Annotated in this window: 26 protein-coding genes; 7 read left to right on the top strand and 19 right to left on the bottom strand. The window is 62.2% G+C overall.

What is annotated here, in order from left to right:
- Nucleotides 1-19 precede the first annotated feature (19 nt).
- The 12 genes from ACXJKE_RS05050 to ACXJKE_RS04995 form a co-directional block, all read right to left on the bottom strand.
- Complete coding sequence (locus ACXJKE_RS05050; protein WP_457279463.1) at nt 20-880, bottom strand: enoyl-CoA hydratase-related protein; 861 nt, start codon at nt 878-880, stop codon at nt 20-22.
- 14 nt (nt 881-894) lie between these two features.
- Nucleotides 895-1,224 carry a hypothetical protein gene (locus ACXJKE_RS05045; protein WP_457279462.1) on the bottom strand — a complete coding sequence of 110 codons (330 nt, stop codon included), beginning with the start codon at nt 1,222-1,224 and terminating at the stop codon, nt 895-897.
- A 110-nt stretch (nt 1,225-1,334) separates the two neighbouring features.
- Complete coding sequence (locus ACXJKE_RS05040; RefSeq protein WP_457279461.1) at nt 1,335-1,913, bottom strand: cupredoxin domain-containing protein; 579 nt, start codon at nt 1,911-1,913, stop codon at nt 1,335-1,337.
- Nucleotides 1,914-2,036: 123 nt separating this feature from the next.
- Nucleotides 2,037-2,414 (bottom strand): DUF6632 domain-containing protein, encoded by a 378-nt coding sequence (locus ACXJKE_RS05035; protein WP_457279460.1) that lies wholly within the window; start codon nt 2,412-2,414, stop codon nt 2,037-2,039.
- 126 nt (nt 2,415-2,540) lie between these two features.
- On the bottom strand, nt 2,541-3,011 hold the full coding sequence (locus ACXJKE_RS05030; RefSeq protein ID WP_457279459.1) for a tetratricopeptide repeat protein: 471 nt from the start codon (nt 3,009-3,011) through the stop codon (nt 2,541-2,543).
- A 187-nt stretch (nt 3,012-3,198) separates the two neighbouring features.
- Nucleotides 3,199-4,287, bottom strand: coding sequence for a serine hydrolase domain-containing protein (locus ACXJKE_RS05025; protein ID WP_457279458.1), 1,089 nt, complete (start codon nt 4,285-4,287; stop codon nt 3,199-3,201).
- A gap of 92 nt (nt 4,288-4,379) precedes the next feature.
- Nucleotides 4,380-5,213, bottom strand: a complete 834-nt coding sequence (locus ACXJKE_RS05020; RefSeq protein WP_457279457.1) for a PhzF family phenazine biosynthesis protein — start codon at nt 5,211-5,213, stop codon at nt 4,380-4,382.
- 49 nt (nt 5,214-5,262) lie between these two features.
- The gene (locus ACXJKE_RS05015; protein WP_457279456.1) at nt 5,263-5,937 is read right to left on the bottom strand and encodes a phytanoyl-CoA dioxygenase family protein; all 675 of its coding nucleotides are present in this window, start codon (nt 5,935-5,937) and stop codon (nt 5,263-5,265) included.
- A gap of 32 nt (nt 5,938-5,969) precedes the next feature.
- On the bottom strand, nt 5,970-6,734 hold the full coding sequence (locus ACXJKE_RS05010) for an alpha/beta hydrolase (protein ID WP_457279455.1): 765 nt from the start codon (nt 6,732-6,734) through the stop codon (nt 5,970-5,972).
- 114 nt (nt 6,735-6,848) lie between these two features.
- Complete coding sequence (locus ACXJKE_RS05005) at nt 6,849-7,766, bottom strand: LOG family protein (protein ID WP_457279454.1); 918 nt, start codon at nt 7,764-7,766, stop codon at nt 6,849-6,851.
- A gap of 56 nt (nt 7,767-7,822) precedes the next feature.
- Entirely contained in the window at nt 7,823-8,566 is a 744-nt protein-coding gene (locus tag ACXJKE_RS05000; RefSeq protein WP_457279453.1) for an anti-sigma factor, read from the bottom strand.
- The gene (locus tag ACXJKE_RS04995; RefSeq protein ID WP_457279452.1) at nt 8,563-9,177 is read right to left on the bottom strand and encodes an RNA polymerase sigma factor; all 615 of its coding nucleotides are present in this window, start codon (nt 9,175-9,177) and stop codon (nt 8,563-8,565) included. The genes ACXJKE_RS05000 and ACXJKE_RS04995 overlap by 4 nt, the downstream gene beginning before the upstream one ends.
- A 225-nt stretch (nt 9,178-9,402) precedes the next feature.
- Here ACXJKE_RS04995 and ACXJKE_RS04990 point away from each other — a divergent pair, with 225 nt between their 5' ends.
- Together ACXJKE_RS04990 and ACXJKE_RS04985 are read left to right on the top strand one after the other, a co-directional pair.
- Nucleotides 9,403-9,978, top strand: a complete 576-nt coding sequence (locus ACXJKE_RS04990; protein ID WP_457279451.1) for a DUF3455 domain-containing protein — start codon at nt 9,403-9,405, stop codon at nt 9,976-9,978.
- Between the two features lie 30 nt (nt 9,979-10,008).
- Nucleotides 10,009-10,602 carry a hypothetical protein gene (locus ACXJKE_RS04985; RefSeq protein ID WP_457279450.1) on the top strand — a complete coding sequence of 198 codons (594 nt, stop codon included), beginning with the start codon at nt 10,009-10,011 and terminating at the stop codon, nt 10,600-10,602.
- Between the two features lie 19 nt (nt 10,603-10,621).
- On the opposite strand, the gene ACXJKE_RS04980 is transcribed toward ACXJKE_RS04985, so the two are convergent.
- Genes ACXJKE_RS04980 through ACXJKE_RS04970 form a run of 3 tightly spaced genes read right to left on the bottom strand, consistent with a single transcriptional unit; the run spans nt 10,622 to nt 12,700 of the window.
- Entirely contained in the window at nt 10,622-11,290 is a 669-nt protein-coding gene (locus ACXJKE_RS04980; protein ID WP_457279449.1) for a cupredoxin domain-containing protein, read from the bottom strand.
- Complete coding sequence (locus ACXJKE_RS04975; protein WP_457279448.1) at nt 11,287-11,745, bottom strand: group I truncated hemoglobin; 459 nt, start codon at nt 11,743-11,745, stop codon at nt 11,287-11,289. The genes ACXJKE_RS04980 and ACXJKE_RS04975 overlap by 4 nt, the downstream gene beginning before the upstream one ends.
- A gap of 34 nt (nt 11,746-11,779) precedes the next feature.
- Nucleotides 11,780-12,700 (bottom strand): DUF3034 family protein, encoded by a 921-nt coding sequence (locus tag ACXJKE_RS04970; protein ID WP_457279447.1) that lies wholly within the window; start codon nt 12,698-12,700, stop codon nt 11,780-11,782.
- A 247-nt stretch (nt 12,701-12,947) separates the two neighbouring features.
- On the opposite strand from ACXJKE_RS04970, the gene ACXJKE_RS04965 reads away from it, so the two are divergent.
- The gene (locus ACXJKE_RS04965; RefSeq protein WP_457279446.1) at nt 12,948-13,382 is read left to right on the top strand and encodes a c-type cytochrome; all 435 of its coding nucleotides are present in this window, start codon (nt 12,948-12,950) and stop codon (nt 13,380-13,382) included.
- Between the two features lie 158 nt (nt 13,383-13,540).
- On the top strand, nt 13,541-14,059 hold the full coding sequence (locus ACXJKE_RS04960) for a DUF1569 domain-containing protein (protein ID WP_457279445.1): 519 nt from the start codon (nt 13,541-13,543) through the stop codon (nt 14,057-14,059).
- A 21-nt stretch (nt 14,060-14,080) separates the two neighbouring features.
- Here the strand turns inward: ACXJKE_RS04960 and ACXJKE_RS04955 are convergent, their stop codons facing one another.
- Nucleotides 14,081-15,283, bottom strand: a complete 1,203-nt coding sequence (locus ACXJKE_RS04955; RefSeq protein ID WP_457279444.1) for a Y-family DNA polymerase — start codon at nt 15,281-15,283, stop codon at nt 14,081-14,083.
- Between the two features lie 277 nt (nt 15,284-15,560).
- Between ACXJKE_RS04955 and ACXJKE_RS04950 the strand changes: the two genes are divergently transcribed.
- Both ACXJKE_RS04950 and ACXJKE_RS04945 read left to right on the top strand, forming a co-directional pair.
- Nucleotides 15,561-15,989: a VOC family protein gene (locus tag ACXJKE_RS04950; RefSeq protein WP_457279443.1), complete on the top strand. Its 429-nt coding sequence runs from the start codon at nt 15,561-15,563 to the stop codon at nt 15,987-15,989.
- A gap of 90 nt (nt 15,990-16,079) precedes the next feature.
- Nucleotides 16,080-16,484 (top strand): DUF3224 domain-containing protein, encoded by a 405-nt coding sequence (locus tag ACXJKE_RS04945; RefSeq protein WP_457279442.1) that lies wholly within the window; start codon nt 16,080-16,082, stop codon nt 16,482-16,484.
- 70 nt (nt 16,485-16,554) lie between these two features.
- Here the strand turns inward: ACXJKE_RS04945 and ACXJKE_RS04940 are convergent, their stop codons facing one another.
- Together ACXJKE_RS04940 and ACXJKE_RS04935 are read right to left on the bottom strand one after the other, a co-directional pair.
- Nucleotides 16,555-17,235 (bottom strand): hypothetical protein, encoded by a 681-nt coding sequence (locus ACXJKE_RS04940; RefSeq protein WP_457279441.1) that lies wholly within the window; start codon nt 17,233-17,235, stop codon nt 16,555-16,557.
- A gap of 19 nt (nt 17,236-17,254) precedes the next feature.
- Complete coding sequence (locus ACXJKE_RS04935; protein ID WP_457279440.1) at nt 17,255-18,403, bottom strand: alpha-hydroxy acid oxidase; 1,149 nt, start codon at nt 18,401-18,403, stop codon at nt 17,255-17,257.
- Between the two features lie 203 nt (nt 18,404-18,606).
- On the opposite strand from ACXJKE_RS04935, the gene ACXJKE_RS04930 reads away from it, so the two are divergent.
- Nucleotides 18,607-19,407, top strand: a complete 801-nt coding sequence (locus tag ACXJKE_RS04930; RefSeq protein WP_457279439.1) for an SPFH domain-containing protein — start codon at nt 18,607-18,609, stop codon at nt 19,405-19,407.
- Between the two features lie 73 nt (nt 19,408-19,480).
- Here the strand turns inward: ACXJKE_RS04930 and ACXJKE_RS04925 are convergent, their stop codons facing one another.
- Nucleotides 19,481-20,842 carry a TPM domain-containing protein gene (locus ACXJKE_RS04925; RefSeq protein ID WP_457279438.1) on the bottom strand — a complete coding sequence of 454 codons (1,362 nt, stop codon included), beginning with the start codon at nt 20,840-20,842 and terminating at the stop codon, nt 19,481-19,483.
- Nucleotides 20,843-20,844 lie beyond the last annotated feature (2 nt).

The raw sequence follows: 20,844 nt of genomic DNA, 5'->3' as shown, positions 1-20,844 counted from the left end.
TGCGCTCGTCATGTATGGGCTAGAGCCCGAATTCATTGAAATTCTTGATCGGTGAAAGCCCGGGAAAGCTCGCCGCGCGCTTTTCCTTCATGGCGGTAACCGCCTCACGGACATGCGCGTTGCTCCAGATCGCGCCCTGCAGCCAGCCCATCTGCCTGAGCGCGTCGTCCACCGAATGGTCGCGCGTGTAGTGGATGGCCTGCTTGGTGCCCCAGATGGCCACCGGCGGCTTGGTGGCAATCTCGCCGGCGCACTGCATGGCAGCCGCCAGCATCGCCTCGGCTGAGTCAAAAACCTCGTTGACCAGCCCGTAGCCCAACGCTTTTGCGGCCGGCAGCCGGCGCCCGGTATAGGCCAGTTCCTTGACGACCGCCAGCGGCACCAGCTTGGGCAGGCGCTGCAGGGTGCCCACGTCGGCCACCATGCCAATGTTGATTTCCTGGATGCAGAAGAATGCGTCGGCCGTGGCGTAGCGCAGGCAGCAGGCCGTCACCATGTCGACCGCCCCTCCTATGCAGCCGCCCTGGATGGCCGCAATCACCGGAACGCGCAGCGTCTCCAGCTTGGTGAAGGTGGCCTGCATGTCGCCCAGCATGTCAAAGATGGCGGCGCGGCCCTCGGGGCTCTGGTCGTCCATGGCGATGTCGCTGCCAAAGGTTTCCAGTGCCATGCCGGCGCTGAAGTGCTTGCCGGTGCTGGAGATCACCAGCACGCGCGTCTCGCCAGCCTTGTGGATGTGCGTGAGCGCCGCATCCAGCTCGCGCCAGAAGGTCGGGTGCATGGTGTTCATCGCCTCGGGGCGGTTCAGCACCAGGTGGGCGACGTGGCCGGTGGTGTTGAGGGTGAAGCAGGTGAGGGCAGGTGGGGAGGAGGCGTTCATGCCCACACTCTAAGTCAGGCGACCAGGTCCAGCCAGTCACACCTGAGACGCCGCGCAATGTGCGCCCGTGCCCGTACATAGACATACAGCCGCGGCGCCAGTGTGCCCAGCACGCACAGCGGGTAGGCCCAGGCCGCCTCAAAGGTAAAGGCCGGCAGCCAGCCCATCCAGCCCATCACCCACGCCGTCAGCACTATCTCCCAGAGCTGGCATTCAAGCGGGTGCGCCGCTCGCTGCGCCTCGCGCCAGTCCTTGACGCGCTGCAACTGCGCCAGCGTGATGGGATGCCAGTACGGCGACCGGGCAGGTAGTGATGCCTTGGACGGGTCAGAGGGATCAGACATAAAGCCTCCGTGCGGAAGCTTCAATGTAAGTTTCGTGAAAGGTTCTGTCAATGACCCGAAAGGCCTGAAAGACGCCAAAAAAGCGTCGAAAGATTTCTGGATACGGCCGGCTAAATCCGGCGGCGGCGCGGCACCACGCTCAGCTGCAGCGTGAGCTTGCCGGGCGAGGCGGTCACGGTGTAGTTCTGAGGCGGGATATCGATCAGCTGGTCGGCATGCCAGACCTTGATCTGCGCAGCGCCTTCGGGCAACTGCTCGACCTGCGCTACGCCGTCGGCGCCTGTCAGCACGGCCCAGGGCGATTCGCTCACATAGACATGGCCGCGCATGGAGCCGTGAATGTGGCAGCCCAGCAGCACGGCGCCGGCCTTGTTGAAAGTGGCATCAGCGGTTTTGGCGGGTTTGCCTTCGGGCTTGCCGTCGAGCCGGAGCTCGAACCCCTCGCCCGGCGTTGCGTTGAACTGCGCCGCGCCGGCGGCCGAGCCGCGCACATGGTGTTCCCACGGATCATTGTTGACGAACTGGGCCTTGGCGCCCAGCGCCACCACGCTGACGGCCGGCACAAAACGCATCTTTTCCTGGTGGATCGTCACTTGGGCGGGCAAAGGGCTTTGGGGCGCCCCGGTTTTGGCGGAAGGCACCACGACGACTACGGCGTCCGGCGCCGGCTTGCCTTCCTTGTCGAGCACTTGAATGGAAATGTTTCCGGCTGCAGACCATATAGGTAGTGCGCAAGCAGCTATGAAAAACAGAGCAGTTGGCAGCATCCGGAAGGCAGGGCGTGTTAGCTTGGGCATGGGATTTCTTTCGGCTTAAGCTTCGCGGGGAGTCAGCAATGCCAGCACAGCCGCCACCGCGAACAGCGCCAGGACATCACCCCAGAGGTGCCCCATGTTGTGGTGGCCCTGAAACGACTGCACTGCCATCACCCCGCCGTGTGCAATGCTGGACCAGACGGTAAACCAGATGAGGCTGCGGTGCAAGAGAGGGTTACGGGCGGCAAGCATGAGGAAGATCCCCAGCGTTGCGTAAAGGGCGAGGATCATCTCCAGGTAGTACGAACGACCTTCCGCATGCCACGACCAGCCTGAAGGCCAGATGATGGTGAGCGGCCACAAGCCGAAAGTGAACGTCACCCCTATCAGCACCAGGGCAATGCGCAGGTATTTGATGCGATCAGCGTCAGTCATTGTTTTCTTTCGGATCATCAGAGGTCGCGCACTCAGAGACCCGCTCTTTGTGCGCCGGGAGGTGAGTGGCAACAGGAGACCATTGCAGCGCATACCGCGCCGCAATGGTGGCGGTTCAAGGGCGGCTTACTTGGCGGCCGGCTTGTACTCGGCCACGGCCTTGGCCAGGTCGCGGGTTTCCTCACAGGTGGCGCAAATTGCCTGCAGCTTGGCCAGCTGCGCGTCGGCCTGGGCTTTCTGGTTGGTCTTCAGGTAGGCAATGCCCGAGTATTCCAGCGCACCCTTGTGCTTGGGGTCCAGCGCCAGCGCCTTGCCATAGGCGGCAAAGGCATCGTCGTACTTGCCCATCCAGCGGTTGGAATAGCCGAGGTAGTTGTAGGCGTCGGCATTTTTCGGGTCCTTGGCCACCACCTTGTTAAAGCTGCTCACGGCCTCCGACCAGTTCTTGGCGCTGATGGCTTTTTTACCCGCCGCGAAGTCGTCGACCTGGGCGTTTTTGGCTGGTGTGGTTTCGATGTCGGCAGCCATGGCTGCACCGGCCAGGGCCAGGGCGATGACGGGCAATGCGACCAAGTTGCGGATGGAAAAAGTGTTCATGTCGGGCTCCTTGAGATATCAGTTGATTGAAACGCGCTGCAAACCAGCACCTTATACAAACGGTGTAACAGGGAAAACGGATGCAGGGCGAGTTGTAATTTATTTGTAAACACAACGGCGGCTGCGCTTGATCGATGGCAGGCTCGCTGATTTCTCATCTGATGGGGAAAGCTGGGCAGCCGCGGGATCACTGGCAGGGCGCTGAAGTCAGCATTTTTACCGCGGTCAAAAAGTCGCCCGGTTTGACCCAGCTCACGTTCCAGTCGCCGGATACAGGGACTTGACGCTTGTGAGCGATGACCATGCGGTGCTTTGGTACCACGAGGATGTATTGCCCATGGACGCCCCAGGCCATGTAAGCGCCACTTAGTGGCGAATCGGCCGGCTCTTCCAGCGTCCACCAAAGGTAGCTGTAGCCAAAGTGACGGCTGGCCGTGCGCGCCGGATGCATTTGCGCGGCCGCGGTGACGGGTGTGGTGATTCGAGTGGCCCATTCTGGAGGAATGAGTTGCTGGCCGCGCCAATTGCCGTGTTGGAGCATCAAGTAGCCCAGCCGCGCCATGTCTCTGGTTGACAAGAAAAAATGATAGGCGGCGTGCCGGGACTTTGTAAGGTCCCCGGTGCGCTGGTGACGAGCGAGGTCGAAGTCTTCAAGCTGCAGCGGCGTCGCAAGATCGTCCGCGAATGTGCGGTAGATGCTGCGATTTGTCAGCGCCTCGAAGACTGTGCCCGCAGCGTTGAAATCCCAGTTGTTGTACAGAAAATAAGTGCCGGGCACTTGTGAGCCGCGCGGTGGCGCCGATGCCAGGTCATCGCCTGTGTTGGCCGCCGGGTGATAGACGCCAGAGCGCGCTGTCAGAAGGTGGCGCAACTTTGCCTGGCGCTCCAGAGGCAATAGACCACCCAGGTCGTCAATGTCGAGGTCGGCCAGTGTTTTCTCTAGATCGATCGTGCCATCTGCGACATATTTCCCATACAGCATCGCCAGCACACTTTTGCGAGCCGAAAACACGATGCTGACGGTATCGACGGGGCCATAGCTGAACAACACCCGGCCGTCCTGCACTGCCAGAACTGCGGTGGAATCAAGGGTTCGCAAGTAGTCGCGTGCAGCATCCAGGCGCTCATGACACGCGGGGCTTAGTGAAGTGGGGGAAATGGGTTCCCACGCCTTCGCCGGAAAGACGGGCGCAGGGGCTGCCGGCGTTGTTGCCCATCCGGCTGCCGGCATCGAAACCAGCAAGGCCGTGACGGAGGCAAGAAAAAAATGCTTCATTCTTGGTCAAATCTTTGCGCAAGGTTGTATCAATCGCCAAACCAAAGAGCCTTCTGGTGCCAGGCGAGATGTTTCTCGCGGGCACGGCAAACTCAGTCGTGCATGACCCGCGCTGTCCCTGACACCTTGATCGAGGCACCGGGAGCGGGTGGAATTTCCGCGCGCAGGCACGAGCGCATGCCCATGTCTTCACCCTGCACGATATCGATGGCGCCGCCGTGCGGCCACTTCAGGTCGCGCAGGTAGCCTGCAAAAGCGGCTGTGGCTGCACCTGTGGCGGGGTCTTCATACACGCCGCCCGAAGCAAACGGATTCCGGGTGTGAAAAAGCCGAGGCGTTTGTGCATGGGCCAGAAGGATCGTCACCAGCCCCGCCTTGTTCATCAGCTCGCGGCCCGTGTCCAGGTCATATTGCATGGCCGCCAGTTTGTCGCGGCTCTTCAGAACCAGTACCAGATGGTCTGCGCCGCCGTGGGCGAGCGCGGGGGCAATGCGCGGGTCCAGGTCATCCGGTGTGTAGCCGAACAGCGCCAGGGTGGCCAGCACCAGCGGCTGTGGGGCAGCCTGGCTGCGCGTGGGCGGCGATTGCAGCGCGGCGGTGATCGTCTCCCCGTTGCGCCGGCCTTCAACCGTGATGCTGGCCTGGTTCAGGGTCAGCGCAAACACGCCATCGCCATGCTGAAGGGCCAGTGCTGCGCCCAGGGCTATCGTTGCATGGCCGCAGAAGGGTACTTCTGATTCCGGCGAGAAATAGCGCACCCGCCAGCCGGCGCCGCTTGCAACGGCAAAAACCGTTTCCGAGAAGCCAAGCTCCGCAGCGATCCGCTGCATCTCACGGTCATCCGGAAATTGGCCGGCGATCATCACGCCGGCGGGGTTGCCGCCGGTGTTTCCGTCAGAAAAGGCTGCAATCTTCAAGACACTCATCGTTTTCCTTGTGAAATGGAAGGCGGGCTGCTTGCCTGTCCGGCGCAATTCATATTGCGCGCTGCCACCGGAGGCCGAAAGGCAATACTCGCGGGCCGAACAAAAAATGCAGCACCCTGCGCATGTTGCCGCTGGTGGATCTGGACGAAGCATGCAACAGCAGCGGGCGCATGGCCATCGCGCTGCCTTGCCCGGCCGTGCAGGTGAACCCGGCTTGGGCCTGGCGGGCTGCTGCAGCGTCCTTCGCCTGCATGCGGCCGTACAGGTGTGACCCCGGAACCACCCGCAGTGGACCGTCCCCCGGGCCGCAGGCATCGATGTGCAAACGCACCGCCACCAACTGCTCCAGCAGCTCGGCGGGCGGCTGGACATAAAGAATGCCTTCCTTCCTGGACCAGCCACTCAGGCTTGCGTGCTCTACGTGATCTGCCACGGGAATGCTCAGGTCCTGGTGCACCGGAACCAGCCAGTTGCGCGACGCCGACTTCTCGAAGTAGGTGCATTGCACAGCCGCAAAACCGGCCGGAACCAGGGGGGCCATTGACACGTGCCGGCGCACTCTTGCTGCGAGCGCCTGGCACCAGGCCTCCGATAGCAGGCAACGTGTTCCCGCCGAGTTGGCGGAAATCCCGGCAAGGCGCGAAGCGGCCGATTCACATTGGGCGGCAGTCAGCACCTGCGGAACAAGTGCGAAGCCCTGAGTGGTGAATGCGGCGTGGTCCATCCCGGCTTGTTTTGCAAAGAGGTGTTGAATGCTCACAGCATCGACTGAAACAGTGAAAGGTACTGGGGATGCTGCGAGACCGTGTTGTGGGAGGTTCCGGGCAGCATCTTCAGTACTGCTGTGCCATTCTTGAAGTGCGCATGCAACTGGTCGGTGCTGGCTTTCGGAATGACTTCATCGTATTCGGCCGAAATCAGCAGCGTGGGCACGGTGACTTTGGCCGCGTACTTCCAGGACTCGAACTTGTCGACAAGAAGCCAGGGGATGGGAAACCAGGGAAAGCGCTGCGCTGCCAGTTCCTGGATGCTGTTGTAGGGCGTCACCAGAATCAGGCGCGAGGCCGGCCTCTGGCTGGCCACCCGGATCGCAACGCCTGAGCCCAGACTCCTGCCAACCACGGTGACGTCCGAATGTGTCCGGCTGACATGGTCGAACAAGGTCAGGGCGTCGCTTTGAAGCGCCGCCTCGGTGGGGCTTCCGGTGCTTCCGCCGTAACCGCGGTAGTGAAGCAGGTAGAGGGCATGGCCTGGAAATGCTTCCGAGAAAGACGGCAAATTCGGCGAAACGTCTTCGGCATTGCCGCCGAAGTAAATGATGGCCTTGGGTCCTGCCGTTTGCCGGGCGGTGACCACGAGCGCGGCGTCGGGTGTCTGGAGGTGGAGCGTCGTGGCCGGACTGCCCCATGACCTCGGCTGCGGGAAATAGATCAGCGAGCGTTGAAACGCAAACAGCGCCGCGCAGATGCCCAGGTAAGCGAGCACCATGACCACCAGAAAAATAGTCACTGTGCGGCGCACCACGAAACTCGGCGTCTTCCCCCGCAGCGCGCCCCGCCAATCAGGATGATCCGGTCCAAAAGGCCACGAACAAGGTTCATCGGATGCGTCGCATTAAGTGAGTGCCTGAATAACTCAGTTCAACCGCATGTCTGCACTGAGTTGTTTGACCAGCTCTGCACTCGTTTCCACATACTTCAAAAATGGCACTTCATCCTTGTTGATGGTCTTGCGCGCCATCATGTCGGTCAGGCGCGCGTCCAGGCTTTGCCAGTGAATTTGGCGATTGCCCACGAGATACACCGGAACCCTGGTCAGCTGCCTGCTTTTGATGATCTCGATGATCTGGAATATTTCCCATTCGGTGCCGGTCCCTCCTGGTGCAATCACGATGGCGGCCGAGTGCTTGATCATCGCCAGCTCGCGGATGGAGACGCTGGAAAAAATCAGGCCATGGGTCACATAGGCATTCAAGGCCTGCTTGGGGTCACCACCATAGGGTTTCAGCGTGTCGTTGGCCGTCGAGCGGTCGTAGTAGGTGGTGTACCCGACGCTGGGGCCTCCCGCCTCTTTTGCGCCGCGGTTGCCGGCTTCCATCAGGCCCGGGCCCGCACCCGTCATTATCGGATACTGCTTGCCATAACGCGTGGTCCATGCGTGAGCAAAATTCCGGATGTCTGCGTAGATGGCATCGTTTGCCGCCCTGATGGTGTCGTTGCAGTTCTCACCGCGCGCGTCGCAGGCGGCATTTTTCTCGCGGATACGGGAGCTGCCATAGATGGAGACAAAGCCCCGCGGAAAATGCATGGCCTTCAGGGCGTCAGAGCAGTAGGTGTCCTGAGCCATCAGTTTCACGGGGACGATGTTTTCAACGCCCGCATAGGGGCCGATGTAATCGGCGTTCGGGACATCTGCTTTCGCTACTGCGCACTCCAGCCGTAGCTCCGTGGGCTTGATCGCAGACGTTGCTGTGGTTGGCGGTGGTGTTGCACACCCGAGGAGGGTGGCGGTGACCACACCGAGGGATAGAAACAAATTGAGGCTGGCGTTCATGCTGGTTCTCCTTTTTACGGTACCTACCCGGATTGAGGCCCCGGATGCCGCCACGCTCACCACAGCTTGGCGCAATTGCCGCTGAACACCACGGTTCCGCTCGGGCTGGCGGGTGTGGCGCTGGTTTCCAGTGTCACCACCAGCTTGCTGACCTTGGACAGCAGCTTTTCCGACGTATCGGGCAGCATGGAAACCGCCGATCCGCTCGTGGGCACGGTGCCCAGCGAGAACGCCGGGCCATTGGCCGGCACGGCCCACAGCACCAGTGTTCCGGTGGCCGGCGGTGTGATCGGGCCTATGACCTTGACCGTCATGGTCTTGCCGTGGCGCAGCGAACTGGCCAGCAGCTTGCCGTTGCCCTGGGCGTCGGTGAGCAGGCCCACATAGCTTTGCGGCAGCCTTTCGCCCGAGCGCATCGCGATCTGGTCGCTGGACATGAACAGGGTGGGCATGGCGATAAAGAAAACGCTGGCCGCGATCACCCCGGCGGCCAGGCCGCCGAAGCCGAAACCGGCAGGTTTGAGCCAGCCCAGCCAGGACGGTTTTGTTTGCGGCGCCCGTTGCGGCCCTGCGGGTCGTGTGCGTGCTGCGATGGCAGCCCACACCCTGGGAGACGGTTTGTGCGCCGGTACCGACATGGCGAGTTGACCCAGCCGGGCTTCCCATTGTGTGACGCGCACGCGCACATCGGCACGGTCGCGCTGCAGGCGCTCAAAGCGGCGGCGCGCGCCATCTTGCAGCGTACCCAGCACATAGGCCGATGCGAGGTGTTCGAGCAATTCGGGGCTGGAATATCTCATGACGCCACCACCCCTTGCGCCGCCAGGCAGCCCTTGAGTTTTTCGAGCCCGCGCCGTATCCAGGCTTTCACCGAACCCAGCGGCGCGCCCATTTGCGCGGCCACTTCGGTATGCGACAGGCCCTGGTAATACGCCAGCGCCAGGCTTTGGCGGTGGCTGCCTTCCAGTGCATTCATGCAGCCTTCGATGTGCAGGGCCTCTGTGGCCTGCTCCAGCAGCTGCATGGCGCTGGGGGTGGGTGTGGCGGTGGTTTCGGTGTCTTCCTCATCCACATCACCGGAGTCGGGCAACTCGCTTTCCTTGCGGCGCGTGCGGGAGCGCAGGGCGTCCAGCGCCTTGTTGCGGACGATGGCGATCAGCCACGTCATGGGTTGAATGGTTTGCCCGTCTACCTCACTGCGGTAGCCGGCAGCGTTTTTCCAGATGCTCACGTAAGCCTCTTGCAGCACATCTTCGGCCGCGTGTCCTTGTCCCAATATACGTACGGCAACGCCAAACAGATGCGTGTGGGTGCGTTCATAGACCTGCGCAAAGCAGGCGTGGTCGCCTTGCCCTGCGCCGGCGATCAGCGCCTGCAGGCTACGGGTGTCCGTGTCGGGGGCCAGTTTCATGCGGCTGAGTATAGGGAGTTACGCCCAAGCGGCAAATCTTCCCCGGGCATGGCATTTTTTTCAGAAAAAGCTGCATCCAATCGACGCTTGCTGTCGTTTGTCCCTGGTAGGCCGGGCGCCGCGCCGGCCCACGCCCCCTTCCGCCATGTGGTTGTTGGGACTTTTTTACTTTCTTTTAACCCGGAGACCTGTCAATATTTGCAGGACTCCTCTCAGGAGATCGCCATGACACCGATAGCAACCGCCACCCAACCCAGGCTTCACGCAGGCCTTGCCGCTGCCGCGTTGTGTACTGGACTGCTGCTAAGCGCCTGCGCCGGTGGCCCGGCCGCACCAATGGATGTCAAGCCGGTGCCCGCCGCGCTCAAGCCGGCCGACGGCGAACGCATGGCCTTCACCTGGCATGCGGTGGGCTCGCAGATTTATGAGTGCCGCTCCGGCGACAAGGGCTGGGCCTGGGTGTTTGTTGCGCCAGAGGCAGACCTCTTCAACCAGAAAGACGAAAAAGTCGGCACGCATGGCGCCGGCCCGAACTGGACCGCGCTGGACGGCAGCAAAACCGTGGGCACGGTCAAAGCGCGCGCCGACGGCGAGCGTCCTGCCGACATCCCGCTGCTGCTGCTGACGGCCAAATCCGCCGGCATGCCCGGCAAGATGGCCACCGTTACCAGCGTGCAGCGCCTGAACACCGAGGGCGGCAATGCGCCGGCCAAAGGCTGCACCACACCGGCCGATGCGGGCAAACGCGTCAAGGAAGGCTATACCGCCGACTACGTGTTTTTCACCGCCCAAAAAGCCTGACCCACAAAGCCAGAGGAAGCGAGGCCTGACATGTCCGTGCTCAAGAACCTTTTCAGCGCCAGCAAGAGTCCCAAGCACGATGCCACGGGGCCTGAGACGGGTCCGGTCAAGATGAACCTTGACGAGCGCATGGCGTTTCGGCGCGAGATGCTGTTCGAGGCCATCAAGGTCACGATGCAGGCCCACGGAATTTTGTCGGCCAGCTACAAATTCCGCGTGGTGCGTAACGACAAGCGAGGCCACCAGTACATGGTGCTGGTGGACCTTTCCACCGACTTCCTGGACAACCGGGAAGGTGGGCCCGCCCGGCTGGTCGAGGTGGGTGCGGCTATCGCCAAAAATGCCGCTGCGCGTTACAACCTGCTGGTCAGCGGCGTGTACTGGCAGATCAATGAGCAGATTCAGGCCTTCGCGCCCAGCCGGCCCGTCTCCTTGCCCGCGAGCCCGGATGCGGCCAGCCCACCGCCACCGGTACAACGCCGGGAGCGAGCCACGGCGGAAGAACTCGCGGCCTTTGAAGCCGCCTGGGAGAAGGGGCGGGCGCTGCATATCGGCGACCGGGTCTATTCGTCCGACCTGTCGCCGCTGGAGCCTGATTCCCAGAAGGACGACAGCCGGCGCTAACAACCTCGGGGCCGGCCGTTCAAGACCTGCGCCGCCGCGGCACCACGGTAAGCTGCATAACGCTTTTGGCCGGGGAGGCGCTCACCGTGACCTGCTGCGGCGCAATGTCCACCAGCTGGTCGGGGTGCCAGACTTTCAGCTGCGCGGCGCCCTCAGGCAGGTCCTCAAAGCTCGCAATGCCTTCCGGACTGGTTTTGGTTGCCCAGGGGGATTCACTGGCGTAGATATAGCCGCGCATCGAGCCGTGGATAAAACAGCCCAGCAAGGTGGCCCCGACAACGCCGGCCCTGTCCAGCGTCACTTCACTGGACTTGCCCGGTTTTCCGTCGGGCTTGCCTTCCAGCCGCAGCTCGAAGCCGGCATTCGTCGCGTTGAACTGGCCCATGCCGGCAGGTGAGCTGCGCACGTGGTGGTCCCAGGGGTCGTTGTTCACAAATTGAATTTTTGCCCCCACGGGAACCACCGTCACTGCGGGAACGAACTGCATCTTTTCCTGGTGAATGGTGGCCTGCGCAGCCGGCGGCGTTCTGGGCTGGGCGCTTTTGTTGGCGGGTGCCACCACGACCACGGCATCCGGCACCGGTTTGCCGTCTTTGTCGAGCACCGACACCGTGAGGCTGGCCGCATGAGCCCCTGCGCCGAAAGCGAAGAGCGCGGCGATCGCTGTGAGCTGGATTATTTGTTTCATGGTTTGGCTGCCGTCTCGGTGGGCGTGATGATGTCGCGGTTCATGGGAGCCAGCAGCGCCAGCATTTCATTCTGTTTGCGAAAAGGGATGCCCCTGGCATCCATGCTTTGCTGCAGCACCTCCACCAGGGCGTGGAAGTCCGACTTCTTGATATCAAGGTTGGCATGCGCGCTTTTCATGTCTGCGCCCTTGTAGGCACAAGGGCCGCCGCTCAGGGCGCAGAGCTGGTCGACCAGCTGCTCTTTCACGCGCTGCTGGTTCGACGGCTTGAAATGCGGCCCGGTGCGCGGGTCGGCCAGCAGGCGAACCATGAAGTCGTCCATCAGCGCCACCAGGCCGGCTTTTTCACCGAAGGCCTTGTAGAGCTGGTCGTCTTTGGGCGCCGTCTGGGCAAATGCTGCGCCGGCCGTTAACAGGCTTGCCGCGAGGGCAAAAGAAACAAAAGGGTTTTTCATGGGGCGGTTCCTTGAAGGGGGTTGTTCGTCGGGCTTAAAAAGCGACCTGGGCCGAGAGGTAGTAGCCGGTCTGCTTTCGGCTGCCGGTGGTGGCGGGCACGATCACGCCCAGGTCCACATACGCCAGCGTGAGCGAAAGGTTTTTGGTGGGTGCCCAGGCAATAAAGATGTCTTTCCAGTCTTCAGAGCGCAGGCCATTGCCCAGGCCGGCCGCGCGACCGGCGCCCTCGAGTTTGTTGCGCATGAAGCGGTATTCGGCGCCGATGGCGATGTTTTTGCTGAGCAGGTAAGCCACCGAGAATTCCGGCTGCAGCGTGTACTTGTCTTCGTTGCCGCCCAACGTGGCGCCGTAGCCCAGCAGGCCGTTCTGGTTGGCCTTGGTTGCGCGCAGCGTGCCGTTGAGCAGCAGGCTCTGGCCCAGGAAGAGTTTTGTGGCGCTGACATACACATCGACGCCGTGGCGTTTGGCGCCCAGTGCATTGAGTGTGGGGTCCAGCCCCGTGGAGCCCAGCGTCTTGTACTGCACGCCCACCGCCACCTGCGGCATCAGCGTGTCGCTGTCCAGGACGGCGTCGCCCAGCACGCGCACCTTGGCGCCGACGATGGTTTGCTTCAGGTGCAGCCCCGGCAGGCCCAGCGCCACGCCGGTACCGCGGGTGTTGAAGTCCTGCTGTGCAATCGACAGCTCGTAGCGGTCATGGATGCCGACTGCCGCGCCGTACACATTCAGGCCGTAGTCGGTGGTGCCGGCGTGGGTGACATAGGCAGAACCGCCAATCTCGCCTGCCGTGGCGTTGCTGCCGATGACGGCCCAGGGCGTGAGGCCGCCGCCGGCCGCGCCTTCAATGGTGCTGACACCGCCGGTCAGGAGGAGTTTGCCGGTGTCGGCGTGGGCGCCGGCGCAAAGCAGGGTGAGCAGGCTGGCAATCAGGGGGGGTGATACGGAGTGGCGCATGGTGATCCTGTGGGTGGAAAGGAAAAAGCCGGTTGCCGGCGTCAATGGAAGTGAACCTGTGTGGAATACGGCAAACCGGATTCACTGGATTCAATGAAACGAAAAAAAGATGCGAAATGAAGCTGGGTCGCTCTTCGAAAGGCTGAATCCGCGGGCCGGCCGTCAACGTATTCAGAACAGCTTGCGGGATGGCCTGGCAGATTGCATGGCTTTCCCACCCATCAAAAACCAGTTTCAGGAGTGCTGAATGCCTGCTTGTTCCCTGTTCATGCGCAATGCGCGTCATCTTTTTAGTACCGTGGCGGCACTGACGCTCTTTGGCGTGAGCGGTGCCCCGCTATGGGCCCAAACGGCGCCCGAACGCGAATGGGTCACACCGCCACCCGGCAATGTGGCGCGCGGCATGGCCCTGTACCAGGCTCGCTGCACGGCCTGCCATGCGGTCGACAGCAACAAGATCGGGCCCGCGCACCGCGGTGTGATGGGCCGCCGCGTGGGCAGCCTGCCTGGGTACAAATATTCAGACGAATTGGCCCGGTCTCGGCTGCGCTGGACGCCGCAAACCCTCAACGCCTGGCTGGAAGACCCTGAGCAACTGGTGGCCGGCCAGCGCATGGGCTTTCAGGTGGAAAGCGCGGCGGAGCGCGCCGACCTGATTGCCTACCTGGCCACGCTCAAATAAAAAGATTGCTATCAATTCAGGAGCAGGTTGCGCTCGTCCTGATTGCCCGAAAGGCCTTTTTCTTCATAAATTCTGCCTTTCATGGCCGATGGAGGAAAACGCCAGCCCGCCTGATGCCGCAGCAATGAGGCCCTGTGGGGACTGCTACCATCGCAGCCATGAAACGACGCGACTTTCTGGCCACCACCACGCTGGCTTTCACCGGAGGATTTGCCATGGCTGATTTGCCCAAAGTCCAGTCACTGGATGAAGCGTTGCGCTGGCTGGACAAGGTTGACCAGGCCGCCAGCGTCAAAACCACCGGCCAATGGCCCCTGGTGTCGGTGCTGGAGCACATGGCGCAAAGCGTGGAAATGAGCCTGGACGGCTTTCCGCTGCCGAAAAGTGCGGTGTTCCAGAACACGGCGGGCGCCGCGGCTTTTGCCTTCTTCAAATGGCGCGGGCAAATGAGCCACAGCCTGAGCGAGCCCATCCCGGGCGCTGCGGCGCTCAGCCGTGAAGGCGACTGGCGGCCCGCCTCGGCGCGGCTGCGCGCGGCCATTGCCCGCTTCGCCGGGCACCAGGGCGCGCTCAAGCCGCACTTTGCCTACGGCGCACTCAGCAAGGCTGATTTTTCACTTGCCCACACCTTCCATATCGCCAACCACCAGGATGAGATCGTGCTGGTGGCGCGCTAGAAGAACTGGTTAAAAAGCTGGTTAGAAAAGCTGGTCGGTTGCTATCGATTCAGGAGCTGCTTGCGCATGAACTGATTGGGCTGCAGGCACTTTTTGTTCATAAATTCCTTCTTCGCCGGGCTTGGCCAGCGTGGAAGCGCGAACACCCAGCAGGCGCAGTTTTTTGTCCAGCGGCACCCGCTTGAGGCACAGGCCCGCCAACTGGCGGATGGTTTTGCCATCTGCGGTGTAAGTGTCTGAAGTCTGGTCGCGTGTCGCGATCTTGAAGTCGTCATAGCGCAGCTTGATGCCTATGGTTTTGGCGACGTAACCCTTGCGCTGCAGGTCGTCACCCAGCCGTTCGCACAGGTCGGTGAAGATGGCGCCCAGCGCGGCCTTGTCGCGCACCGCATGCAGGTCGCGGTCAAAGGTGGTTTCGCGGCTCATGCTCACCGGCTCGCTCTCGGTCACCACCGGTCGGTCGTCGCGGCCCCAGGCAGCCTCGTGCATCCAGGCGCCGGTGGCCTTGCCGAAGTTGTCGATCAGCCATTGCGGGTCTTGTGTGGCCAGCTCGCCGATGGTGTGGATGTGCAGCCTCGCCAGTTTTTCACCGGACTTCGGGCCGATGCCGTTGATCTTGCGTACGTGCAATGGCCAGATTTTTTCCTGCAGGTCCGCTTCGTAAATGATGGAAATGCCGTTGGGCTTGTTGAACTCGCTCGCCATCTTGGCCAGCAGCTTGTTGGGCGCCACGCCGACAGAGCAGGTCAGGCCGGTCTTTTCAAAAATCGCTTTCTGGATGAGCCGGGCCAGCACGCGCCCGCCTTCACGCTGGCCGCCGGGCACGTCGGTGAAGTCGATGTAGACCTCGTCCACGCCGCGGTCCTGCATGAGCGGCGCGATGTCGGTGATGGTGCTTTTGAAGAGCTGCGAGTATTTGCGGATTTCCGAAAAATCCACCGGCAGCACGATGGCCTGCGGGCATAGCTTGGCGGCCTTCATCATGCCCATGGCCGAGCCCACGCCGAACTGCCGTGCCGCATAGGTGGCGGTGGTGATAACGCCGCGGCCCACATAGTCCTTCAGCAGCGGAAAACTTTCCACCGGAATGAAGCGCAAGGCCCGCTCGCCCTGCGCCGCCCGCAGCTCCTCGTCAACCTTGCGCCAGCCACCGCCTATGACCACCGGCAGGCCCTTCAACTGCGGGTAGCGCAGCAACTCGACGGAGGCAAAAAATGCGTCCATGTCGAGGTGGGCAATGCGGCGGATTTTGGCTGGGGATGTAACGGGTGAATGGGCCACCTCGCAAGCATAGCGCGCAGGCAAGGGTTGTGGCGGAGGGCCTGCGCCCGGCAGGGTAGGCCAGAGCTTACGGCGCTTCTTCCCCGTTCCTTACGCGGACACAAATTGCCCTGATAAATACTCGGATCCACGCCAGACGGGTGGCCACGCGGGGTGGCATGCCCATTTGCTTATTTTTGCCATCCGCCCGTTGGCTGTTTTTTCCAAGGAGGCCGTTGCCATGACCGAGGACCAGAAAAATAGCCGTGCAACCATCATTCCCACGCTGCGTTACCGGGACGGTGCCGCAGCGGTCAAATGGCTGTGCCGCGCTTTCGGCTTTCAGGAGCACCTGGTGGTGCCCGACAAGGACGGCGCCATTGCACATGCCCAACTGGTTTACGGCAATGGAATGATCATGCTGGGCTCCGCCACCAACAACGATTTCCACGAGCTCGTCAAGTCACCGTCAGAGTCCGGCTGTGTCGGGTCGCAAAGCGCTTACATCCAGGTCCAGGACGTGGATGCGCACTACAGGCAAGCCGTTGCTGCGAGGGCCGTCATCGTGATCGACATCAAGGATGAAGACTATGGAGGACGAGGCTACTCCTGCCGGGACCCGGAGGGCCATATCTGGAATTTCGGAAGCTACGATCCCTGGGCAGTCTGACTAGGCGGCGCCCGGCATCATGCCCAGAGAAGGCAAGTGATCGCGCTCTGGCATCATGGCCGCACTGCACATCCCTTGAAAGTGAATGCCATGCCCTCCCACGCCACCGGAACCTTTGAAGTCAAGCTCCTGCCCCAGTCACTTGCGAACGCGGAGGCCGGGCCCTTGATGGGCCGTCTGTCCATCAACAAGACCTTCAGCGGCGACCTGCAGGGCACTAGCGTAGGCGAGATGCTAAGCGCTGGCACCGCCGTCAAAGGCTCAGCAGGCTACGTCGCAATGGAGCACGTGACGGGCACGCTGCACGGGAAAAGCGGCAGCTTTGTATTGCAGCACAGCGGCACCATGAACCGCGGTGCACCGCAGTTGACTGTCAGCGTGGTGCCGGATTCAGGCACCGATGAGCTGACGGGCCTGAGCGGCGCGCTCACCATTCAGATTGCCGACGGCAAGCATTCGTATGCGATGGACTATGAGATTTCGCCTCAGGCTTGAGATCGCGGAATAGTCATGGCCGACGAGTGACCCTGCACTGGCTGGTGGCCCGTCCACGGATTTCCGGCCCTCACCTCAGGTCATGGGCACTGGCTGCATAGGCCAGCTGATAGCGGCCTGCCAGTGCGCCGGACAGAGCACCGTGGCGCTCGATCTCTTTCCCGCGCGACTCCTGCTGCAGCGCTTCCAGTGCCGACGCTTCGTAGGCTATGGCGACCACGATCCAGTCGGCCACCGCATCTTTGCCCCCGCGAATCTGCTGCTCTTTCGTGCTTGCGGCCTGCGGCGTCTCCGTGCGCAGCACGTGAAATGCGACGCCGCCTGGCTGGCTGACGAATGACGCCCCAAGCTCCGAGAGGTGGTCCAGCAGTTCTGCATGCCGGCCTTCGGCGGGCGAGAGGCGCAAGGTCAATGCATGACGGGCGATGCCGCCCCCGGCGCTGTGAAGCAGCCGGCACTGGCTTCGGACCATGCCCTGGTGGTGCGGCATCATCTTCGTGGACCAGGGTGTTGGGTTGTTCAGGCGTTCCAGGTAGTCGGTCGACGTGAGGGTCTCGTAGTCCTCCAGTTCATACAGGACGAAGAAGCCTTCTGCGTTGTCAATGCTGGACCAGCGTGAACCCCGCAGAAAACCCTTGATGCCCATGCGCTCGGGAAAGTGCTCATGGGAATGCCAGTGTTCGAACTCCTCGCGGTGTTCTGCTGCCATGTTCCACCACATCGCGACGGCGGCTTGTCCCAGGAAGGCCATGGTGTTTACCGCCTCAGGCTCAATAAGTGCCTGGCACAAAGATGCTGGTGTCCACCGACTTGATGTCGGTGCGCCCACAGAAGGCCATGGTCAGGTCCAGCTCCTTGTGGATGATCTGCAGCGCCTTGGTTACGCCTTCTTCGCCCATGGCGCCCAGGCCGTAGAGGAAGGCGCGGCCGATGTAGGTGCCCTTGGCACCCAGGGCGGTGGCTTTCAGCACATCCTGGCCGGAGCGGATGCCGCCGTCCATGTGGACCTCGATCTGGTTGCCCACTGCCGCGACGATCTCGGGCAGGCAGGAAATGGAAGACATGGCGCCATCGAGCTGGCGGCCGCCGTGGTTGGAGACCACCAGCGCATCGGCGCCCGAATTGACGGCGAGCTTGGCGTCTTCAACGTCCTGGATGCCTTTGAGGATCAATTTGCCGCCCCAGCGCTTTTTGATCCACTCCACGTCGCCCCAGTTGAGGGCCGGGTCGAACTGTTTGGCCGTCCACTCAGAGAGCGAGCCCATGTTCTCGACACCCTTGACGTGGCCCACGATATTGCCGAAGCCGTGGCGCTTGGTACCCAGCATACCCAGCCCCCAGCGCGGCTTGGTCATCAGGTTGAGGATGGTGGAGAGCGTCGGCTTGGGCGGAGCGCTCAGGCCGTTCTTCAAGTCTTTGTGGCGCTGGCCGAGGATCTGCAAATCGAGCGTGAGCACCAGTGCCGAGCAGTTGGCTGCCTTGGCGCGGTCGATCAGGCTTTCAATGAAGGCGCGGTCCTTCATCACGTAGAGCTGGAACCAGAAGGGGTGGCGGTCTGTGCCGGCGGCCACGTCTTCGATGGAGCAGATGCTCATGGTCGACAGTGTGAACGGGATGCCGAATTTTTTGGCCGCGCGGGCGCCCAGGATTTCGCCATCGGCGTGCTGCATGCCCGTGAGGCCCGTGGGCGCGATAGCGACCGGCATGGCTACCGGCTGGCCGATCATGGTGGTGGCTGTGCTGCGGTTTTCCATGTTGACGGCCACGCGCTGGCGCAGCTTGATCTTCTGGAAATCGCTTTCGTTGGCGCGGTAGGTGCTTTCCGTCCAAGAGCCCGAGTCGGCGTAGTCGTAAAACATGCGGGGTACCCGCTTTTTGGCCAGGACGCGCAGGTCTTCGATGTTGGTGATCACGGGCATGGGGTCTCCAGACGACAGTTTTTTTGGGGAAGCTGCCGCCATGGTAGCGCCCGTGTTTGCGTTCTTGCGTGAATTCTGGTCCCGAGGCTTTGAAATTATTGATAAGCCACTGTCCCGCATAATCTGCGCCGGTGCGCCCCTGGGGCGCTACCTCAACAAAAAGCGGCGACCAGGGCCTGTTCGCCAATACCAGGGAATTACCTATGCAACGCACTCTCTTCACACTGATTCCAGTCCTGACGCTCGCACTGCTGGCCGGATGTACCCGCATTGAAACCGGCGAGGTGGGCTTGCGCATCAACTTTGACAAAACCACAGACCCGACCGAGCGCCTGCCGGGCTCCTTTAACCAGACGCTGATCGGCGATATCCTGACCTTCAAGATTCAGGACGTGGCGGTGGCCGTGGACAACATGACCCCGCTGGCGTCTGACAACTCAACCGTCAAGGACTTTGACATGACCGTTGTCTACAACGTCAACCCGACGGCGGTGTCCGAGTTATGGACCACCAAAAACAGGACGTTTCACGGTTTGTCTGAAAAAGGCAACGACATCTTGCTGATGCAGAACTATGTGGCGATGAGCGCGCGCAACGCGGCTTACAAGGTGGCGCGCGAATATGAGTCGCTCAAGATGGCCGACAACCGGCCGGCGATTGAGCAGAAAATCCGCGAAAACGTCATCAAGACGCTGACCGAGGAAAAGCTGGCGGACAAGATCACGGTTTCCCAGATCCAGGTGCGTGCCATTACCCCTGCCGATGTGATTGTTCAGAGTGCCAACGAATTGGTGCGGGCGCAAAACGAGCTGAAAACCAAGGAGGTCGAAGTGCAGACCGCCAAAAAGGAGGCTGAGCGCATTGCCGCGCTGAACGCCAATGCGGGGGCGATTGGCTACATGAACGCCATGGCCAACCTCAAGATCGCCGAGGGCGTGGCCGCGGGCAAGGTGCATACCATTGTGGTGCCCTATGACTTCAAGGGCATCGTGAACGCGAAGTGAGCCTGGGCCGGACGCGCATCCGGCGTTGGCAGGGCTGAAATTATTTCCACATCCCAGCCGCTGCCGGTGCCTCTTACCAGCTGCCGGACGACCCGCCACCGCTGCTGGAGCCGCCCGACGAACTCCGGCTGCTGGAACTGGAGCTCGAACTGCTGCCCGACGAGCTGCTGCCATCCCGGTCATCGCGCCCACTGCTGCTGCCGGTACCCCCCGTGAAGAAGCCGAACAGCATCGCCAGCCCGAATGCCATGCCTGTCGGCATCCAGGATTCCCAGTCAGTTAGAAGCAGGTCTGGCGGGTTTTGAAACGCCACATACCCCACAACGCAGGCCACCAGGGCGCTGCGCACGCCAAACTCCACCAGGCTGCGTTTGTAGGCCGCGCGCATACCCATGGCGATCAGGCCGAGCAGCAAGCAGCCTATACCGCCCCCCAGGGCGTAGAGCAGGCCCACGCCGAACCGCTCGGAGCCCACCACGAAGGCAATACCGACCATGACGCCGATCGCCAGCCCGATACCGGCGGCAATCCTGCGCACCGTGCGGGAGCGGCCGCAGCCGAAGCCCAGCGCAAACGCCAAAGGCATCGGGAAGGTGAGCAGGATGGCTCCGATGGCGACATTCTTCAGGACAACTACCGCCACCGCCGGGGCGGCCGCGATGATACCGATCGTCACAGGCCACTTCCAGGTGCGATGCGCCCGGACTACGCCCACGGCGAAACCCCACAGCAGTGCGGCAAGAAAGGCCCAGCCAAAGCGCGTGATGCCACCGCGGCTCGCCTCCGGGGGCTCAATCTCGCCTCGCAGCAGCGCGCCGATGTGGCCGACGGCCGCTTCCAGTCCGCCGCCGTAGTCGTTGCGCTTAAAGCGCGGCTTCATGTCCTGGTCGATGATGCGACCCGCCAGCACGTCGGGCACGGTGCCCTCAAGGCCCTGGCCCACCTCGATGCGCATGCGCCTGTCCTCCAGTGCCACCAGAATCAGGATGCCGTCGTCGCGCTGGGTATCGCCGAGTTTCCACTTCTCGAACACGCGCGTGGCGTATTCCTCGATGGAGTCTTCGCCCGTGGTTGGCAGCATGAACACGACCACCGCCGCCCGCGTGTCTGCTTCGATTGCCAGGATCTGTTCGTTCAGGGCCGCGACCTGGGCTGTGTTCAGCGTGCCGGTGGTGTCGAGCACGCGCGCGCTGTAAGGCGGAACCTGCACCCGTACGGCATCGGCGGGCGTGGCTATCTGCGCAGCATCGCTCGGTGTGGGTGCCTGTGCGGCATCGGACGGCACGTCTGTCTGTCCGGCACGCGCCGGTGCTGCCATGGCATCACCCGCCGCCAGCATGCACAGCGCCACCCACAGAACAACCAGCGTTCTATAGAGAAAACGCCGGGTTTCAGCCGCTGAAGGAAATAGCGGGGCGCGTTGAAGGTGAAGCATGG

This window comes from Polaromonas sp. P5_D5, from assembly GCF_054049435.1.
The sequence above is the reverse complement of the archived record's forward strand: the minus strand, read 5'-3'. Positions and strand labels throughout refer to the sequence as shown.

Excerpts from the sequence above, each read along its gene's own strand:
- ACXJKE_RS05050 (WP_457279463.1), bottom strand. The coding sequence starts at position 880 with ATGAACGCCTCCTCCCCACCTGCCCTCACCTGCTTCACCCTCAACACC.
- ACXJKE_RS05045 (WP_457279462.1), bottom strand. The coding sequence starts at position 1,224 with ATGTCTGATCCCTCTGACCCGTCCAAGGCATCACTACCTGCCCGGTCG.
- ACXJKE_RS05035 (WP_457279460.1), bottom strand. The coding sequence starts at position 2,414 with ATGACTGACGCTGATCGCATCAAATACCTGCGCATTGCCCTGGTGCTG.
- ACXJKE_RS05030 (WP_457279459.1), bottom strand. The coding sequence starts at position 3,011 with ATGAACACTTTTTCCATCCGCAACTTGGTCGCATTGCCCGTCATCGCC.
- ACXJKE_RS05025 (WP_457279458.1), bottom strand. The coding sequence starts at position 4,287 with ATGAAGCATTTTTTTCTTGCCTCCGTCACGGCCTTGCTGGTTTCGATG.
- ACXJKE_RS05020 (WP_457279457.1), bottom strand. The coding sequence starts at position 5,213 with ATGAGTGTCTTGAAGATTGCAGCCTTTTCTGACGGAAACACCGGCGGC.
- ACXJKE_RS05015 (WP_457279456.1), bottom strand. The coding sequence starts at position 5,937 with ATGGACCACGCCGCATTCACCACTCAGGGCTTCGCACTTGTTCCGCAG.
- ACXJKE_RS05005 (WP_457279454.1), bottom strand. The coding sequence starts at position 7,766 with ATGAACGCCAGCCTCAATTTGTTTCTATCCCTCGGTGTGGTCACCGCC.
- ACXJKE_RS05000 (WP_457279453.1), bottom strand. The coding sequence starts at position 8,566 with ATGAGATATTCCAGCCCCGAATTGCTCGAACACCTCGCATCGGCCTAT.
- ACXJKE_RS04995 (WP_457279452.1), bottom strand. The coding sequence starts at position 9,177 with ATGAAACTGGCCCCCGACACGGACACCCGTAGCCTGCAGGCGCTGATC.
- ACXJKE_RS04990 (WP_457279451.1), top strand. The coding sequence starts at position 9,403 with ATGACACCGATAGCAACCGCCACCCAACCCAGGCTTCACGCAGGCCTT.
- ACXJKE_RS04985 (WP_457279450.1), top strand. The coding sequence starts at position 10,009 with ATGTCCGTGCTCAAGAACCTTTTCAGCGCCAGCAAGAGTCCCAAGCAC.
- ACXJKE_RS04980 (WP_457279449.1), bottom strand. The coding sequence starts at position 11,290 with ATGAAACAAATAATCCAGCTCACAGCGATCGCCGCGCTCTTCGCTTTC.
- ACXJKE_RS04975 (WP_457279448.1), bottom strand. The coding sequence starts at position 11,745 with ATGAAAAACCCTTTTGTTTCTTTTGCCCTCGCGGCAAGCCTGTTAACG.
- ACXJKE_RS04970 (WP_457279447.1), bottom strand. The coding sequence starts at position 12,700 with ATGCGCCACTCCGTATCACCCCCCCTGATTGCCAGCCTGCTCACCCTG.
- ACXJKE_RS04965 (WP_457279446.1), top strand. The coding sequence starts at position 12,948 with ATGCCTGCTTGTTCCCTGTTCATGCGCAATGCGCGTCATCTTTTTAGT.
- ACXJKE_RS04960 (WP_457279445.1), top strand. The coding sequence starts at position 13,541 with ATGAAACGACGCGACTTTCTGGCCACCACCACGCTGGCTTTCACCGGA.
- ACXJKE_RS04955 (WP_457279444.1), bottom strand. The coding sequence starts at position 15,283 with ATGGACGCATTTTTTGCCTCCGTCGAGTTGCTGCGCTACCCGCAGTTG.
- ACXJKE_RS04950 (WP_457279443.1), top strand. The coding sequence starts at position 15,561 with ATGACCGAGGACCAGAAAAATAGCCGTGCAACCATCATTCCCACGCTG.
- ACXJKE_RS04945 (WP_457279442.1), top strand. The coding sequence starts at position 16,080 with ATGCCCTCCCACGCCACCGGAACCTTTGAAGTCAAGCTCCTGCCCCAG.
- ACXJKE_RS04940 (WP_457279441.1), bottom strand. The coding sequence starts at position 17,235 with ATGGCCTTCCTGGGACAAGCCGCCGTCGCGATGTGGTGGAACATGGCA.
- ACXJKE_RS04935 (WP_457279440.1), bottom strand. The coding sequence starts at position 18,403 with ATGCCCGTGATCACCAACATCGAAGACCTGCGCGTCCTGGCCAAAAAG.
- ACXJKE_RS04930 (WP_457279439.1), top strand. The coding sequence starts at position 18,607 with ATGCAACGCACTCTCTTCACACTGATTCCAGTCCTGACGCTCGCACTG.
- ACXJKE_RS04925 (WP_457279438.1), bottom strand. The coding sequence starts at position 20,842 with ATGCTTCACCTTCAACGCGCCCCGCTATTTCCTTCAGCGGCTGAAACC.